The sequence below is a fragment of the Streptomyces sp. NBC_01508 genome, assembly GCF_045040315.1.
Lineage (GTDB): Bacteria > Actinomycetota > Actinomycetes > Streptomycetales > Streptomycetaceae > Streptomyces.
Map to the genome: position 1 here is coordinate 3,482,607 of NZ_CP109419.1, position 17,086 is coordinate 3,499,692.

11 protein-coding genes, 3 rRNA genes and 1 pseudogene are annotated in these 17,086 nt (G+C 65.4%); 3 read left to right on the top strand and 12 right to left on the bottom strand.

Going from position 1 to position 17,086, the window contains the following annotated elements; genetic code table 11:
- Positions 1-268: 268 nt before the first annotated feature.
- Positions 269-544 carry a glutaredoxin family protein gene (locus OG700_RS15935; RefSeq protein ID WP_405614030.1) on the bottom strand — a complete coding sequence of 92 codons (276 nt, stop codon included), beginning with the start codon at positions 542-544 and terminating at the stop codon, positions 269-271.
- A gap of 203 nt (positions 545-747) precedes the next feature.
- Here OG700_RS15935 and OG700_RS15940 point away from each other — a divergent pair, with 203 nt between their 5' ends.
- From OG700_RS15940 to OG700_RS15950, 3 genes are all read left to right on the top strand, one after another.
- Positions 748-1,701 carry an HAD family hydrolase gene (locus tag OG700_RS15940; RefSeq protein ID WP_405614032.1) on the top strand — a complete coding sequence of 318 codons (954 nt, stop codon included), beginning with the start codon at positions 748-750 and terminating at the stop codon, positions 1,699-1,701.
- Positions 1,702-1,986: 285 nt separating this feature from the next.
- On the top strand, positions 1,987-2,787 hold the full coding sequence (locus OG700_RS15945) for an ECF subfamily RNA polymerase sigma factor, BldN family (RefSeq protein ID WP_405614034.1): 801 nt from the start codon (positions 1,987-1,989) through the stop codon (positions 2,785-2,787).
- Between the two features lie 299 nt (positions 2,788-3,086).
- On the top strand, positions 3,087-4,304 hold the full coding sequence (locus OG700_RS15950) for a DUF5667 domain-containing protein (protein ID WP_405614036.1): 1,218 nt from the start codon (positions 3,087-3,089) through the stop codon (positions 4,302-4,304).
- Between the two features lie 115 nt (positions 4,305-4,419).
- Here the strand turns inward: OG700_RS15950 and OG700_RS15955 are convergent, their stop codons facing one another.
- The 11 genes and pseudogenes from OG700_RS15955 to OG700_RS16005 form a co-directional block, all read right to left on the bottom strand.
- Entirely contained in the window at positions 4,420-5,556 is a 1,137-nt protein-coding gene (locus OG700_RS15955; protein ID WP_405614038.1) for a lysophospholipid acyltransferase family protein, read from the bottom strand.
- Position 5,557: 1 nt separating this feature from the next.
- The gene (locus tag OG700_RS15960; RefSeq protein ID WP_405614040.1) at positions 5,558-6,595 is read right to left on the bottom strand and encodes an NAD-dependent epimerase/dehydratase family protein; all 1,038 of its coding nucleotides are present in this window, start codon (positions 6,593-6,595) and stop codon (positions 5,558-5,560) included.
- Between the two features lie 267 nt (positions 6,596-6,862).
- Positions 6,863-6,961 (bottom strand): 30S ribosomal protein bS22, encoded by a 99-nt coding sequence (locus tag OG700_RS15965; RefSeq protein ID WP_003948845.1) that lies wholly within the window; start codon positions 6,959-6,961, stop codon positions 6,863-6,865.
- Positions 6,962-7,071: 110 nt separating this feature from the next.
- Positions 7,072-7,284 carry a helix-turn-helix domain-containing protein gene (locus OG700_RS15970; protein WP_014046653.1) on the bottom strand — a complete coding sequence of 71 codons (213 nt, stop codon included), beginning with the start codon at positions 7,282-7,284 and terminating at the stop codon, positions 7,072-7,074.
- A 127-nt stretch (positions 7,285-7,411) separates the two neighbouring features.
- Complete coding sequence (locus tag OG700_RS15975; RefSeq protein WP_405614042.1) at positions 7,412-8,227, bottom strand: phosphatase; 816 nt, start codon at positions 8,225-8,227, stop codon at positions 7,412-7,414.
- Positions 8,228-8,552: 325 nt separating this feature from the next.
- The gene (locus OG700_RS15980; RefSeq protein ID WP_405614044.1) at positions 8,553-9,713 is read right to left on the bottom strand and encodes an acetoin utilization protein AcuC; all 1,161 of its coding nucleotides are present in this window, start codon (positions 9,711-9,713) and stop codon (positions 8,553-8,555) included.
- Positions 9,682-10,914 (bottom strand): annotated as a pseudogene (locus OG700_RS15985) (MFS transporter). The gene OG700_RS15980 and the pseudogene OG700_RS15985 overlap by 32 nt, the downstream one beginning before the upstream one ends.
- A gap of 43 nt (positions 10,915-10,957) precedes the next feature.
- Entirely contained in the window at positions 10,958-11,611 is a 654-nt protein-coding gene (locus OG700_RS15990; protein ID WP_405614046.1) for an HAD family hydrolase, read from the bottom strand.
- A gap of 77 nt (positions 11,612-11,688) precedes the next feature.
- Positions 11,689-11,805: ribosomal RNA gene (gene rrf / locus OG700_RS15995) — 5S ribosomal RNA — on the bottom strand.
- An 81-nt stretch (positions 11,806-11,886) separates the two neighbouring features.
- A 23S ribosomal RNA gene (locus OG700_RS16000) occupies positions 11,887-15,010 on the bottom strand.
- A 327-nt stretch (positions 15,011-15,337) separates the two neighbouring features.
- Positions 15,338-16,861, bottom strand: a 16S ribosomal RNA gene (locus tag OG700_RS16005).
- Together the 16S, 23S and 5S rRNA genes form the textbook arrangement of a ribosomal RNA operon.
- Between the last annotated feature and the right edge of the window lie 225 nt (positions 16,862-17,086).

Sequence of the window (17,086 nt, forward strand, 5' to 3'; positions counted from 1 at the left end):
CCCCGTCGTGTGCAGGGTATGCCTTTGTGAACGCGTGCACAAAGATTGTGTCCGCTTTGTCCGTACAGAGTGACCGGGGTCACGCGACCCGTACGAGGGATCTTGGAACCCTCGCACCCACCGGCCCGTTGAACCCATGCTGGGGGCAAAACCGTACAACTCCTCATGACCACGCCCCCGAGACCACTCGCCGCGCCCGCCGGAGCCGGTCGTCCCGGCCCTTCGGAAAAAGCTCGGCAAAGCGCCCACGATCGTAACCGTCTTTCTGTCAGGTCCCCAGTTCCTTGCGGAGCCGATCGGCGTCGACCCGCCAGAAGGTGTGCTGTTCGCCGTCCACGAGCACCACCGGGATCTGCTCCCAGTAGGCGCGGTGCAACTCTTCGTCGACCATGATGTCCTTCTCCTCCCAGGACGCCCCGGTCTCGGCACACACCGCGCTCACGACGGCGCGGGCGTCGTCACAGAGATGACAGCCGGGTTTGGAGACGAGCGTCACCACGCGCTCGGCGGGTTTCTTCTTCGTACGGCGCAGGAGGGGACTCATGACACCCATTCTCCGCCGTCCCGCCGACTCCCCACCCCGGTCCCGTCCGGCCTCCTCTCCCCCACCCCTCCGCCCCACCCCTCTCCCCCGTCCCCCTCCCCCGCTCCCTCTCCCGGCTCCCGTCCGGCCCCTTCTCGGAGAGTTCACACCGACGGCACCCCGGCGCGTCCGGAAGTACCGAACAGACTGACTATGCTCACGCTATGGCCGCACTGGGATGGCTCACCCCCCGTAAGCGCTCCGCGACAGCACGGAGCGTGCTCGCGGGTGAGGCCGCAGCAGAGGCAGGACTCAAGTCGTCGCAGGAGATCGACGGCGTCGGAGTGGCACCGGCCGGCACCGCGGACACCGCCGAACCCGCCGTGCCCGACTTCCCCGTCATCGGGGACGCCCGCGCCGCGGCCTTCTTCGACCTGGACAACACCGTCATGCAGGGCGCCGCGATCTTCCACTTCGGACGCGGGCTGTACAAACGGAAGTTCTTCCAGCGCCGCGAACTGGCCCGGTTCGCCTGGCAGCAGGCCTGGTTCCGGCTCGCCGGCGTCGAGGACCCGCAGCACATGCAGGACGCGCGGGACAGCGCGCTGTCGATCGTCAAGGGCCACCGGGTCTCCGAGCTGATGTCCATCGGCGAGGAGATCTACGACGAGTACATGGCCGACCGCATCTGGCCGGGCACCCGCACCCTCGCCCAGGCACACCTCGACGCCGGGCAGCAGGTCTGGCTGGTGACCGCCGCGCCCGTCGAGACGGCCACCATCATCGCCCGGCGCCTCGGACTGACCGGCGCGCTCGGCACGGTCGCCGAGTCGATCGACGGCGTCTACACGGGCAAGCTCGTCGGCGAGCCGCTGCACGGCCCGGCGAAGGCCGAGGCGGTACGGGCGCTGGCGACGGCCGAGGACTTCGACCTGGACCGCTGCGCGGCGTACAGCGACTCGCACAACGACATCCCGATGCTGTCGCTGGTCGGACATCCGTACGCGATCAACCCGGACAGCAAGCTCCGCAAGCACGCCAAGGACCGCGAATGGCGGCTGCGTGACTACCGGACGGGCCGCAAGGCGGCCAAGGTCGGCATCCCGGCGGCAGCAGGGGTCGGCGCGCTGGCGGGCGGCACGGCCGCCGCGGTGGCACTGCACCGCCGCCGGCGCTGAGGCCTCCGGGACCACCGAACTCGAACCCGGGGCCGAATCGACCGGCACCGATCACGTCAGCTGACACATCGCGACACCAAACGATCAATAACCGCTCACGATGTGCTACTTGATTCGCCATATAGGCGTAACAGAAGCGACGTAATCGATGATTTGAGCAACTGGGTGTAGCGCTGCCTATACGAAGCGTTATTCTCCTCAGACGCATACCGGACCCCACACGTCGCCACGACGAGTGAACGGTCCCGCACTGAACGTGATGGAAGCTCTGCCTCTGGGAGTCCCGTGTACCCACACGTCGGGGTTGACGCCTCGGGCCTGGCTACGCTGCGCGCATCGGTCATCGACCGCTTGCGCGGCTTCGTCCCCACCGCGTACGCCGTCCCCGCATACGCCGCCGCGGCCCCTGCCGTGAGCGGCCCGATTGGTCCTTGCTATGCCCTGGCGAACGGCGGTGCGGCGGTCGGCAGACGGGGAAGCCGACACAGCAGCACCACCGCCGCCTCCACCCCCGTCCGCCGGCCCACGGCGGACAGCGACAGCGCCCGCATGATGGAACTCGTCGAGCGCGCCCAGGCCGGCGAGGCCGAAGCGTTCGGCAGGCTGTACGACCAGTACAGCGACACCGTCTACCGCTACATCTACTACCGCGTGGGCGGCAAGGCGACGGCGGAGGATCTCACCAGTGAGACCTTCCTGCGCGCCCTGCGGCGTATCTCCACGTTCACCTGGCAGGGCCGCGACTTCGGCGCCTGGCTGGTCACGATCGCCCGAAATCTGGTCGCCGACCACTTCAAGTCGAGCCGTTTCCGGCTCGAAGTGACCACCGGCGAAATGCTCGATGCCAACGAGGTGGAGCGCAGCCCGGAGGACTCCGTCCTAGAGTCCCTTTCGAACGCCGCGCTGCTCGAAGCCGTACGCAAACTCAACCCCCAGCAGCAGGAGTGCGTGACCCTGCGCTTCCTGCAAGGGCTCTCGGTCGCCGAGACGGCCAGAGTGATGGGGAAGAACGAAGGAGCGATCAAGACCTTGCAGTACCGGGCTGTGCGCACGCTGGCACGGCTGCTTCCGGAGGACGCCCGCTGACGGCCGGTGACAGGACCGGCGCACGGACCGGTGACCGGGCTGACGTACGGACCGGCCGCCGGACCCGCGTACAGACCGGCGTACAGACCGGCGTACAGACCGGCGTACAGACCGGCGTACGGTTCAACTCACCGTCCGTGACGCCTCGATGACGCACTGGTCCGATCATCTTTCGCGCGTAACCCAAGTGCCGCGACGCTCGTTGTGCGGGATGCAGGCTCCCTGTGGATGCGCTCAAGGCGTGCAACCTTCCGAACCCCCAGGGGAGTCGATCGTCATGACGAGAGGAGGTGCCGCCAGTGATCGCGAATGTCTCGGCACACCGGCGGGCGAACGCCTTCGCCCAGGCCCTGGAAGACCAAGTGCCCCAGGGCGCGGCGGGGGAACAGCCCGCCGCGTCGGCCGAACCGACTGAGCAGGGGCGGCTGTTGGCCCTGGCCGGCGGTCTCGGTGAGCTACCGAGACCCACGCTGGCCGCGGAGGTCAAAGTGGTGCAACGGGCACAGCTCGTGGCAGCCATGGAGGCCATGGTGCTGGAGGGCACGGCGGGCGGAGCCGCGTCCACGGGACCCACGGTGCCCGAACAGCGGCGGACATCGGGAAGGGGAGCCCACCGGGCGTCCCCGCTCCGGAAGCTCCGCCCCAAGTCCCGCTGGTCGAAGGGGCTCGCGGCCGGAGGACTCACCGTCGGTGTGGCCGCCGGTGCCTTCGGCGGAGTGGCCGCTGCCAGTTCCGACGCCCTGCCCGGTGATTCGCTGTACGGGCTGAAGCGTGGCATGGAGGACTTCAAGCTCGGCATGGCCGACGAGGACGCCGACCGCGGCGGTCTCTACCTCGACCATGCCTCGACCCGGCTGAGCGAAGCCCGCCGGCTGCTGGAGCGTGGCCGCTCCGGCGCGCTGGACCATGAATCGCTCGGCGAGATCCGCCGGGCGCTCAACGGTATGAATCACGACGCCACCGAGGGCCACCGGCTGCTGCAACAGGCGTACGAGAAGGACGGCAAGATCAAGTCGATCGCGACGCTCTCCTCGTTCTCCGCCTCGCACCGCGCCATCTGGAACGGCCTGCGGGACCGGCTGCCACCGCAGCTGAGCGACGTGGGAAGCCAGGTCAACTCGGTGTTCGACGCCATAGACGAGGACGTCGCCCCGTTGCAGTCGCTGCTGCCGCGCGCTCCTGACAAGGACCGGCGCTCGCAGGAACCCGGCGGCGGTACGACAGGCGGCCCCGGCGGATCCGGCAGCAAGGACAACGGCCCGTCGCCGTCGAAGTCGGCCCCCGACAAGGGCCGTACGGACAGCGGGGGCAAGCCGAGCCCATCGGGTCCCGGAGCCTCGGAGGACGACGGGCTGCTGCCCGGCGCCCCCGGCGATCTGCTCAACCCGCCGTCCGACGGTGACCTTCCGTCGGCGCCCGGCCAGGGGGGCCTTCCCCCGGCTCCGGACGTCACGATTCCGCCGCTGCTGCCCGACCTGCTGCCGGGTCTCGGTATCGACGCGGAGAACGCGGACTGACGAGGGAAGTGTGCGCGAGAGAGGCGAGGGCCGGTGGCCCTCGCCTCTTCCGTGTGGTGTCACACGGTCGTGGCCAGAAGGTCGTGGTCACACGGTCGTGGTCACACGGTCGTGGTCAGAAGAAGACCGACCGGCGCTGCACGAGGAGCTTGTAGAGCGTGTGCTGGATCTGCTCCCGTACCTGATCGGTCAGGTTGAACATCAGCATCGGATCCTCGGCCGCCTCCGGCGGATAGCCGTCCGTGGGGATCGGCTCGCCGAACTGGATCGTCCACTTCGTCGGCAGCGGCACCGCGCCCAGCGGCCCGAGCCACGGGAACGTCGGAGTGATCGGGAAGTACGGGAATCCCAGCAGCCGCGCCAGCGTCTTGGAGTTGCCGAGCATCGGGTAGATCTCCTCCGCCCCGACGATCGAGCACGGCACGATCGGCACACCGTGCCGCAGCGCCGTCGAGACGAAGCCGCCCCGGCCGAAGCGCTGCAACTTGTAGCGCTCCCCGAAGGGCTTCCCGAGGCCCTTGAAGCCTTCCGGCATCACGCCGACGATCTCGCCCCGCTGGAGCAGCCGCTCCGCGTCCTCCGCGCACGCCAGGGTGTGACCGGCCTTGCGCGCCAGCTCGTTGACGACCGGCAGCATGAACACCAGGTCGGCGGCGAGCAGCCGCAGATGGCGGCCGGCCGGGTGGTTGTCGTGGACGGCGACCTGCATCATCAGCCCGTCGAGCGGGAGGGTGCCGGAGTGGTTGGACACCACCAGGGCGCCGCCGTCCGCGGGGATGTTCTCGATGCCCTTCACCTCCACGCGGAAGTAGTTCGCGTAGAGCGGCCGGATCAGCGACATCAGGACCTGGTCGGTCAGTTCCTCGTCGTACCCGAACTCGTCGACCTCGTAGTCACCGGTGACCCGGCGCCGCAGGAAGGCGAGCCCCTCGGCGAGCCGCCGGTCCCAGGAGCCGCCGCCGGACTCGTCCTCGGGGGGGCCGGCGGGCGGGGTCGGATCGGGCTGCTGTGCGGCGTCGGCCATGGTGTCCTCGACCCCGTCGGGTTGATCGGGAACGGACGCGAGAGAGGGCGGCCCGGACCCCGACCGGGATCCCGGTTCTGGTCCCACTGCCGACGAGGGCGGGGCCGAGGACGGGGAAGAGGGCGGGGCCGAGCTGCCGCGTTCCCGCGCCCGCTTGGCGGCGGCGCCCTTCGCCGCGCGCCGTGACCGGGGCTCTTCCCCGAAGGGGATGACCTTGGCGTCGGCCATGTCAGATGCGCTCCTTGCTGACGAGGGCGGCGAACTGGTCGACCGCGTCGGCGACAGCCTCCGGCGGCAACAGCCCGGCACCCCGGCTACGTGCGAAGTCCGTGAACGCCTCCGCCGTCGAGTAGGTGGGTACGAATCCCAGTGTCTCGCGCATCTGATCCGTACTGACGACCCTGCCGTGGGTCAGCAGCCGGATCTGCTCCGGCGAGAAGTCCGTCACCCCGAGCGTGCGCAGCGCGGAACCGACCCAGGTCACGGCCGGCAGCAGCACGGGCACCGTCGGCCTGCCGAGGCGCCGGGAGCACTGCGAGAGCAACAGCACGCCGTCACCGGCGATGTTGAAGGTCCCGCTGTTGAGCGTGGACCGCCGGGGCTCGTGCAGGGCGATCCGCAGGACGTCGATGACATCGTCCTCGTGGACGAACTGGAGCCGCGGGTCGTAGCCGAAGACCGTCGGCAGCACGGGCAGCGACAGATACTCGGCGAGCGGTGAATCCGCCGTGGGCCCGAGGATGTTCGCGAAGCGCAGCACGCACACGGCGACGTCCGGCCGGCGGCGCGCGAACCCGCGCACGTACCCCTCGACCTCCACCGCGTCCTTCGCGAAGCCGCCGCTGGGCAGGGACTTGGGCGGGGTGTTCTCGGTGAAGACGGCCGGGTCGCGGGGCGCGGAGCCGTACACGCTCGTACTGGACTTGACGACCAGGCGCTCGACGGTGGGTGACTTCTGGCAGGCACCGAGCAGTTGCATGGTGCCGATGACGTTGGTCTCCTTGACGGCCGTCCGGCCGCCGGCGCCGAGCGGCGTGCCCGTCACGTCCATGTGCACGACGGTGTCGACGGAATGCTCGGCAAGGACGCGCGCTATGGCGGGCTGGCGGATGTCCGCCCGGACGAAATCGGCACCGCCGAGACTGTGCTCGGGGGTGACGGCGTCCACGCCGATGACCCGGTCCACGTCGGAGTCGCGCAGGATTCTCCGTACGAGACGGCTGCCGAGCTGGCGGGCCACTCCGGTCACGAGCACGACCTTGCCCAAGATCAGCGCCTTCCCCTGAATTTGATGTCTGGCCCAAGCACAGGCCCAAGCACTGGCCCAAGCACATTGCTTGCCTCAGCCGTCACCGTAGCGGGTCCCCGTTGCCGCGTGACGGCCTCACGAGCCTCTTCTCCGCACCTTCGCGAATCTTTGACCCGAACTCACCCGACCGCTGACCCGACTGCTGACCGCAGAGCGGGGCCGGAACGCACTGCGGCCCTTCCACCTGTGTGGTGGAAGGGCCGCGATGTCACGTACAGCTGTCGCCTACTTCTTGTTACGACGCTGCACGCGGGTGCGCTTGAGCAGCTTGCGGTGCTTCTTCTTGGCCATCCGCTTACGCCGCTTCTTGATAACAGAGCCCACGACTACCCTCGCTCACTTCTCTTCACTCGGTGCGGGGCGTCTGGGCCCACACGACCTACGTTGGCCCAGCCTACCCGTCGCCGAGTGAGGGACGTAATCCGAGGGAAATCTCAGGCGGATTCGACCCCCACGAAAGACTCGCGGAGATACTCGTGAACCGCTTGCTCCGGAACCCGGAAAGACCTGCCCACCCGGATCGCCGGCAGATGACCGCTGTGCACCAATCGGTACACGGTCATCTTCGACACTCGCATCACCGAGGCGACTTCCGCCACGGTAAGGAACTTGACCTCGTTGAGAGGCCTCTCGCTGCCAGCAGCCATGACCCACCTGTACCTTCCGCAACCGACGCGCACCGGCTTCCCCTCCGGTGACTCTTCGTCGCTGTGCGCTCACACCCAGAGTAGGGGCGGGTGGTACGAGTGGGGAAGAGGAGCAGCACACGGTCGCCTACTGTGACAGACACGCTCGATTGAGTACATAGCGCGTCAGCGGACGGTAGTAATCGGATCGCACACCGTCGTCAACGGGAACCACGACGGACACCCGCCCCTCCGCCTCGCCCACGAACAGGGCCGGATCGTCGGTGTCCGCGAGACCGATGGCCTCAATGCCCAACTGACCTGCCCCGCAGACCCATCCGTGGTCCCCGACGACCAGTTCGGGGAGCGGCCCGCCGGCCTCTGCTGCACTGTCCAGAGCAACCCGAACGGGGAGTGGGGAATGACTGTGTGCGCCGGTCTCACTCCCGGCGCGCGACGCTTCGAATTCCCGCACCAATGCGACTCCCCGTACGTAGTCGAGGTGGTAAGTGCGTACGCCGAACCGGGTCGTTATGTCGATACATCGGCCCTTCGCCGGGGTGAGTACGAGACATCCCGCCGCCGACAAAGCGTCTGCCAGTCCCGCGTAGAAGCCGATCAACCGATGCGGATGCCCGGTCCCGAACAACACGGGAGCCCGCCGCCCGGCGGCGGCGCCGAGCCGCGCGGCAAAGGCGTCGAGGCTGCTCAACGTCCGCTCGGGGTCGATGACATCACCGCCCAAGACATGCGCCGGGTCCCCGGAGACCCCGCACCGCTCGGCCATGAGCCGCAGCAAGTCGCGCTCGCACCAAGCCCGTTCGGGGGTGAGCCCCAGCGTCGCCCGCGGATCACGGGCGGCGAAGAGCCGGTAACTGCGCAGGCTCTGCTCCCGCGTGGTGGCCACGGGGCCGGCCAGTCTGGCGGCCAGCAGGTGGGCCCGTAAGGCTCCGGTACTCAACACAGCCCCGATGTTTCCGTACGGGGACCCCTACCGGACCAAAACGCCTGCCACCCCCCACAGTTGGCGTAACCTCCCGCCGCCCACAACAAGCCCGCCCACCCACCACACCAAGCACCTCCGCCACAAGAAGCCCGTCCGGCGACCGAGGACACGACTCGGCGCAGACCACACCAAGCACGCCCGCCACAACAAGCCCGTCCGGCGATTGAGGACACGACCAGGTCGGCCAAATCAAGCCCGTCCGGCGATTGAGGACGAACCGCCCACCGGGCGGCCCCGGTCAACCCCACCGGTCAACCCCACCGGCCCCGGTCAACCCCACCGCTCACGCCAACAACCCCCGCAACGGAAACACCGCCCGCCGCGTCGCCAGAACCGCCTGGTCCAACCGATCCGCCGGATCGTAACCCGCCTCCCACGGCTGCCACTTCGGCGTCCGCCCATCCGTCATCCGCCGCGGCGCGGACTCCCGCGTACGGGCGTACACCACATCCCGCCACTCCTCCGGCACCGCCGACTCCGGGTCGATGGGCGCGTGCGCCGCGATCGCCACCAGATGCGTCCAGGAGCGCGGCACGACGTCCACGACCGAGTACCCGCCCCCGCCGAGCGCGATCCAGCGGCCCTCGTCGACGTACTCGTGCGCCAGTTCGTGACAGGACGCCTGCACCGCGCGCTGCGCGTCCAGCGACACCGCGAGGTGCGCCAGCGGGTCCTCGAAGTGCGTATCGGCCCCGTGCTGCGTCACGAGCGCCTGCGGCCGGAAGTCCGCCAGCAGTTCGGGCACGACGGAGTGGAACGCCCGCAGCCACCCCTCGTCCCCCGTCCCGGCGGGCAGCGGCAGGTTGACCGCGCTCCCCTCGCCCGCCTCCTCCGGCCAGCCGGTCTGTGGGAAGAGCGTGCGTGGATGCTCGTGCAGCGAGATCGTCAGCACGCGCGGGTCGTCCCAGAACGCCGCCTGGACGCCGTCCCCGTGGTGCACGTCGACGTCCACGTACGCGACGCGCTCCGCCCCCAGCTCCAGCAGCCGGGCGATGGCGAGCGCCGCGTCGTTGTAGACGCAGAAGCCCGACGCGGCGCCGGGCATCGCGTGGTGCAGACCGCCGGCGAAGTTCACGGCGTGGGTCGTGCCGCCGCCCCACACGGCCTCCGCGGCGCCGACCGACTGCCCGGCGATCAGCGCGGACGCCTCGTGCATCCCGGCGAAGGCCGGATCGTCCACCGTCCCGATGCCGTACGAACCGTCGGCGGACCTCGGGTCGGCCGAGTAGCGCCGTACCGCGTCGACGTACGCCCCCTGGTGCACAAGTCTCAGCGTGGAGTCCCCGGCCGGCGGGGCGGACACCACGTCCATCTTGCTGTCGAGCCCGTACGCGCGCACGAGCTCCCTGGTCAGTGCCAGCCGTACCGGATCCATCGGGTGGCTGGCCCCGAAGTTGTAGCCCGTTACGGCGTCATCCCACATCAGCTGTGCGCGACCGGTCATGCCCGCCACCGTATCGGGCGGTCCCGTCGGCGAACGACCGGGCACAGAACAGCGTTACGAGGATCATCACCATCGGTACGAGCATCGCGCCCCGATAGCTCCACACGTCACCGAGCGCACCGACGAGGGGGGAGCCGATCAGAAAACCCACATAGTTGAAGATGTTCAGCCGGGCGACAGCCGCGTCGCTGGACTCGGGAAACATCCGCCCGGCGGCGGCGAAGCACTGCGGCACGAGGACGCAGAGACCGCACCCGAGCACGGTGAACCCCAGGATCCCCACCCACGCACCGGGCGCCAACGCGACCACCGCGAACCCGGCGGCGGCGAACATCGACCCGAACCGCACGACGGCGACGGGCCCGAAGCGCCGCACCCCGAGGTCTCCGGCCGCGCGGCCGAGGAGTGTGGTGACCATGTACGCGTTGTAGGGGACGGTGGCGACCTCGTCGGAGCTGCCCAGGACGTCCTGGAGGTACTTCGCGCTCCAGTTGGAGACGGTGGAGTCGCCGAATTAGGCAAAGGTCATGACGAGACAGAGCGGCAGAAGGGCCTTGAAGACGATGCCGTTCCCGCCGCCGGTCGACACCGCGACATCCGTGCCGGTATGCGTGCCGGTCTCCGCCTCCGTGTACCAGCGGCTCCCGACGAACGCCGTCGGCACCAGCACCACGACGACCGGCAGATACGACACCAGCAGCGACAAGTCCCAGTGCGCGCCGGCCCAGGCGAGCGAGGCCCTCGCGATACCGCCGAGGCTGTACGCGGCGTGGAAGCCGAGCATGATGCTGCGCCCGTACGCCCGTTGAAGGCGCACCCCCAGCATGTTCATCGACGCGTCGAGCGCACCGACCGACAGCCCGAACACTCCGAGCGATCCCGCGAGCTGCCACACCTGATCACCGGTGGCCACGCCGGCCGAGGAGAGCGAGCAGGACGACCGGCTGGGTCCACCGCAGCACGACTCGGGGCCACACCCGCGCGACGATCTTCTCGGTCAGGACACTGCCCACCCCGGCGAGAATCGGCACGGCCGCCAGAAACGCCGGAAGCAGGGCGTCGGATATCCCGTACCGGTCCTGGATGGCGGGATGCGCGTGACGAGGAGGGCGAAGGCCGCCCCTTGTACGAAGAAACTCAGCGCCAGGGACACCCGTCCGTGTCTCAACCGCACGTCTGTGCTGACCGGCTTGGCTGTCATGGCCGGACAGCGTATGGCTCCCCGCTACCCAGGGGTAGATGGATCAGCCAAGCAGTTCCGGAAGCTCGGTGAGCTCGGCCATGGAGGAGAAGTACGCGGTGGCACCCGCCAGCTTCTCGACCGGAGTCATCGCGGTGAACGCGTACACATCCATCCCGGCCGCCCGCGCCGCGGCGACCCCGAGCGGGCTGTCCTCGATGACGACGCACCGCGCGGGAGAGACGCCCATGCGCTCGGCGGCGTACAGGAAGAGATCGGGCGCCGGCTTTCCGCGCCCGACATCCTGCGCGCTGAAGACGGTTTCCGGCTCGAACCACCGGTCCAGCCCGGTCTTCCGGTGCCCCACCCGGATCCGCTCATGGCTCCCGGACGACGCGACACAGTACGGCCGCCCGTCGGCGGCGAGCTTCCCCAACACCTTGGTGACCCCTTCCACCGGCATCAACTCCCGCTCGAAGGCAGCGAAGACGCGACGGTGCAGCGTGTCATCGAAGTCCTCGGGCAACCGCTGCCCGGTTCTCTCGTGTATGAGATCGTGCACCCGGTGCACCGCGGCGCCCATGTAGTCGCGGAGCGAATCCTCGTAGGTGGTGGGATGACCGAGTTCGGTGAGGTAGCCGGCGAGAATGGTGTTGGCGAGGGGCTCGCTGTCGACAAGGATGCCGTCGTTGTCGAAGATGACCAGTTCATAGCTCATGTGCCAACTGTAAATAGTCCCTGAACGCAGAAATGCCTCAGTCCCCGGACATGGTCCGGGGACTGAGGCTAAAGATTGTTCGGCGGCGTCCTACTCTCCCACAGGGTCCCCCCTGCAGTACCATCGGCGCTGAAAGGCTTAGCTTCCGGGTTCGGAATGTAACCGGGCGTTTCCCTAACGCAATGACCACCGAAACACTATGAAACTGCTGAACAACCGGATGATGTCACGGACTGTTCGTTGTCTCAGAACTAACACAGTGGACGCGAGCAACTGAGGACAAGCCCTCGGCCTATTAGTACCGGTCAACTCCACACCTCACGGTGCTTCCATATCCGGCCTATCAACCCAGTCGTCTACTGGGAGCCTTACCCCATCAAGTGGGTGGGAGTCCTCATCTCGAAGCAGGCTTCCCGCTTAGATGCTTTCAGCGGTTATCCCTCCCGAACGTAGCCAACCAGCCATGCCCTTGGCAGGACAACTGGCACACCAGAGGTTCGTCCGTCCCGGTCCTCTCGTACTAGGGACAGCCCTTCTCAAGACTCCTGCGCGCGCAGCGGATAGGGACCGAACTGTCTCACGACGTTCTAAACCCAGCTCGCGTACCGCTTTAATGGGCGAACAGCCCAACCCTTGGGACCGACTCCAGCCCCAGGATGCGACGAGCCGACATCGAGGTGCCAAACCATCCCGTCGATATGGACTCTTGGGGAAGATCAGCCTGTTATCCCCGGGGTACCTTTTATCCGTTGAGCGACGGCGCTTCCACAAGCCACCGCCGGATCACTAGTCCCGACTTTCGTCCCTGCTCGACCCGTCGGTCTCACAGTCAAGCTCCCTTGTGCACTTACACTCAACACCTGATTACCAACCAGGCTGAGGGAACCTTTGGGCGCCTCCGTTACTCTTTAGGAGGCAACCGCCCCAGTTAAACTACCCATCAGACACTGTCCCTGATCCGGATCACGGACCCAGGTTAGACATCCAGCACGACCAGAGTGGTATTTCAACGTTGACTCCACCTGAACTGGCGTCCAAGCTTCACAGTCTCCCACCTATCCTACACAAGCCGAACCGAACACCAATATCAAACTGTAGTAAAGGTCCCGGGGTCTTTCCGTCCTGCTGCGCGAAACGAGCATCTTTACTCGTAGTGCAATTTCACCGGGCCTATGGTTGAGACAGTCGAGAAGTCGTTACGCCATTCGTGCAGGTCGGAACTTACCCGACAAGGAATTTCGCTACCTTAGGATGGTTATAGTTACCACCGCCGTTTACTGGCGCTTAAGTTCTCAGCCTCGCCACACCGAAATGTGACTAACCGGTCCCCTTAACGTTCCAGCACCGGGCAGGCGTCAGTCCGTATACATCGCCTTACGGCTTCGCACGGACCTGTGTTTTTAGTAAACAGTCGCTTCTCGCTGGTCTCTGCGGCCACCCCCAGCTCACACCGTAAAGATGATCACCAGAAATGGCCCCCCTTCTCCCGAAGTTACGGGGGCATTTTGCCGAGTTCCTTAACCATAGTTCACCCGAACGCCTCGGTATTCTCTACCTGACCACCTGAGTCGGTTTAGGGTACGGGCCGCCATGAAACTCGCTAGAGGCTTTTCTCGACAGCATAGGATCATCCACTTCACCACAATCGGCTCGGCATCAGGTCTCACCCTCAACAAGAGACGGATTTGCCTATCTCTCGGGCTACACCCTTACCCCGGGACTACCACCGCCCGGGCTGGACTACCTTCCTGCGTCACCCCATCGCTTACCTACTACAAGTCTGGTCCGACGGCTCCACCACTCCCCTTTGCCCGAAGGCTCCAGGACGGCTTCACGGTCTTAGCATCGCCTGATTCGATACTGGGCGTTTCAAAGCGGGTACCGGAATATCAACCGGTTGTCCATCGACTACGCCTGTCGGCCTCGCCTTAGGTCCCGACTTACCCTGGGCAGATCAGCTTGACCCAGGAACCCTTAGTCAATCGGCGCACACGTTTCCCACGTGTGTATCGCTACTCATGCCTGCATTCTCACTCGTGAACCGTCCACCCCTCGCTTCCGCGGAGGCTTCACCCGGCACACGACGCTCCCCTACCCATCCGCACGCCCGTTGAGGCTACATGTACGAATGACACGACTTCGGCGGTACGCTTGAGCCCCGCTACATTGTCGGCGCGGAATCACTTGACCAGTGAGCTATTACGCACTCTTTCAAGGGTGGCTGCTTCTAAGCCAACCTCCTGGTTGTCTCTGCGACTCCACATCCTTTCCCACTTAGCGTACGCTTAGGGGCCTTAGTCGATGCTCTGGGCTGTTTCCCTCTCGACCATGGAGCTTATCCCCCACAGTCTCACTGCCGTGCTCTCACTTACCGGCATTCGGAGTTTGGCTAAGGTCAGTAACCCGGTAGGGCCCATCGCCTATCCAGTGCTCTACCTCCGGCAAGAAACACACGACGCTGCACCTAAATGCATTTCGGGGAGAACCAGCTATCACGGAGTTTGATTGGCCTTTCACCCCTAACCACAGGTCATCCCCCAGGTTTTCAACCCTGGTGGGTTCGGTCCTCCACGACCTCTTACAGCCGCTTCAACCTGCCCATGGCTAGATCACTCCGCTTCGGGTCTTGAGCGCGCTACTATGTCGCCCTGTTCGGACTCGCTTTCGCTACGGCTTCCCCACACGGGTTAACCTCGCAACACACCGCAAACTCGCAGGCTCATTCTTCAAAAGGCACGCAGTCACGACTGTATGCGCAAGCACATACAGCGACGCTCCCACGGCTTGTAGGCACACGGTTTCAGGTACTATTTCACTCCGCTCCCGCGGTACTTTTCACCATTCCCTCACGGTACTATCCGCTATCGGTCACCAGGGAATATTTAGGCTTAGCGGGTGGTCCCGCCAGATTCACACGGGATTTCTCGGGCCCCGTGCTACTTGGGAAATACGCAAGAGAGCCGCACAGATTTCAGCTACGGGGGTCTTACCCTCTACGCCGGACCTTTCGCATGTCCTTCGCCTACCTGTACGGTTTCTGACTCTCCGACCAGCCGGCAGACTGATCAAGTGCACTCCCACAACCCCGCATGCGCAACCCCTGCCGGGTATCACACACATACGGTTTGGCCTCATCCGGTTTCGCTCGCCACTACTCCCGGAATCACGGTTGTTTTCTCTTCCTGAGGGTACTGAGATGTTTCACTTCCCCTCGTTCCCTCCACACTGCCTATGTGTTCAGCAGCGGGTGACAGCCCATGACGACTGCCGGGTTTCCCCATTCGGACACCCCCGGATCAAAGCTCGGTTGACAGCTCCCCGGGGCCTATCGCGGCCTCCCACGTCCTTCATCGGTTCCTGGTGCCAAGGCATCCACCGTGCGCCCTTAAAAACTTGGCCACAGATGCTCGCGTCCACTGTGCAGTTCTCAAACAACGACCAACCACCCGCCACCCCACCGCATACACAGTGAGTTCACCGGGGCCGGCAACCGAAGACACAAGCGATAAAGCCCGTACCCTCAGACACCCAACAGCGCGCCCGGCCCAGCAAACCCACCGCATCCACTTTCCACGCCCCCGAAAGGGCAGTACTCGCAAACACCACAGACTCACTGTGCCGAATAGTCAACGTTCCACCCATGAGCGACCACCGTCGGACAGGTGCCGACGAAATGGTTCCTGGACCACCCGACCCAAGGGGTCCGATGGTCTAGATGCTCCTTAGAAAGGAGGTGATCCAGCCGCACCTTCCGGTACGGCTACCTTGTTACGACTTCGTCCCAATCGCCAGTCCCACCTTCGACAGCTCCCTCCCACAAGGGGTTGGGCCACCGGCTTCGGGTGTTACCGACTTTCGTGACGTGACGGGCGGTGTGTACAAGGCCCGGGAACGTATTCACCGCAGCAATGCTGATCTGCGATTACTAGCAACTCCGACTTCATGGGGTCGAGTTGCAGACCCCAATCCGAACTGAGACCGGCTTTTTGAGATTCGCTCCACCTTGCGGTATCGCAGCTCATTGTACCGGCCATTGTAGCACGTGTGCAGCCCAAGACATAAGGGGCATGATGACTTGACGTCGTCCCCACCTTCCTCCGAGTTGACCCCGGCGGTCTCCTGTGAGTCCCCATCACCCCGAAGGGCATGCTGGCAACACAGAACAAGGGTTGCGCTCGTTGCGGGACTTAACCCAACATCTCACGACACGAGCTGACGACAGCCATGCACCACCTGTACACCGACCACAAGGGGGGCACCATCTCTGATGCTTTCCGGTGTATGTCAAGCCTTGGTAAGGTTCTTCGCGTTGCGTCGAATTAAGCCACATGCTCCGCTGCTTGTGCGGGCCCCCGTCAATTCCTTTGAGTTTTAGCCTTGCGGCCGTACTCCCCAGGCGGGGAACTTAATGCGTTAGCTGCGGCACCGACGACGTGGAATGTCGCCAACACCTAGTTCCCAACGTTTACGGCGTGGACTACCAGGGTATCTAATCCTGTTCGCTCCCCACGCTTTCGCTCCTCAGCGTCAGTAATGGCCCAGAGATCCGCCTTCGCCACCGGTGTTCCTCCTGATATCTGCGCATTTCACCGCTACACCAGGAATTCCGATCTCCCCTACCACACTCTAGTCTGCCCGTATCGAATGCAGACCCGGGGTTAAGCCCCGGGCTTTCACACCCGACGTGACAGACCGCCTACGAGCTCTTTACGCCCAATAATTCCGGACAACGCTTGCGCCCTACGTATTACCGCGGCTGCTGGCACGTAGTTAGCCGGCGCTTCTTCTGCAGGTACCGTCACTTTCGCTTCTTCCCTGCTGAAAGAGGTTTACAACCCGAAGGCCGTCATCCCTCACGCGGCGTCGCTGCATCAGGCTTTCGCCCATTGTGCAATATTCCCCACTGCTGCCTCCCGTAGGAGTCTGGGCCGTGTCTCAGTCCCAGTGTGGCCGGTCGCCCTCTCAGGCCGGCTACCCGTCGTCGCCTTGGTAGGCCATTACCCCACCAACAAGCTGATAGGCCGCGGGCTCATCCTGCACCGCCGGAGCTTTCAACCGTCCCCCATGAGGGGCACAGTATTATCCGGTATTAGACCCCGTTTCCAGGGCTTGTCCCAGAGTGCAGGGCAGATTGCCCACGTGTTACTCACCCGTTCGCCACTAATCCACCCGAAGGCTTCATCGTTCGACTTGCATGTGTTAAGCACGCCGCCAGCGTTCGTCCTGAGCCAGGATCAAACTCTCCGTGAATGTTTACCCGTAATCGGGTGACACCACGAGAGCGGAACAGTCGACCGGAATAAGGCCAACCGTTCACAGCGTCCTCGCTGTGTTTCTATCAAAGGAACCTCAACCCAATCCACAACAGTGGACGAGGTCGGGGTATCAACATATCTGGCGTTGACTTTTGGCACGCTGTTGAGTTCTCAAGGAACGGACGCTTCCTTTGTACTCACCCTCTCGGGCTTTCCTCCG

What these genes read in the sequence shown, in the direction of transcription:
- OG700_RS15980 (WP_405614044.1), bottom strand. Translation starts at nt 9,713, where the DNA reads ATGACCGGTCGCGCACAGCTGATGTGGGATGACGCCGTAACGGGCTAC.
- OG700_RS15955 (WP_405614038.1), bottom strand. Translation starts at nt 5,556, where the DNA reads ATGGCCGACGCCAAGGTCATCCCCTTCGGGGAAGAGCCCCGGTCACGG.
- OG700_RS15935 (WP_405614030.1), bottom strand. Translation starts at nt 544, where the DNA reads ATGAGTCCCCTCCTGCGCCGTACGAAGAAGAAACCCGCCGAGCGCGTG.
- OG700_RS15970 (WP_014046653.1), bottom strand. Translation starts at nt 7,284, where the DNA reads ATGGCTGCTGGCAGCGAGAGGCCTCTCAACGAGGTCAAGTTCCTTACC.
- OG700_RS15940 (WP_405614032.1), top strand. Translation starts at nt 748, where the DNA reads ATGGCCGCACTGGGATGGCTCACCCCCCGTAAGCGCTCCGCGACAGCA.
- OG700_RS15990 (WP_405614046.1), bottom strand. Translation starts at nt 11,611, where the DNA reads ATGAGCTATGAACTGGTCATCTTCGACAACGACGGCATCCTTGTCGAC.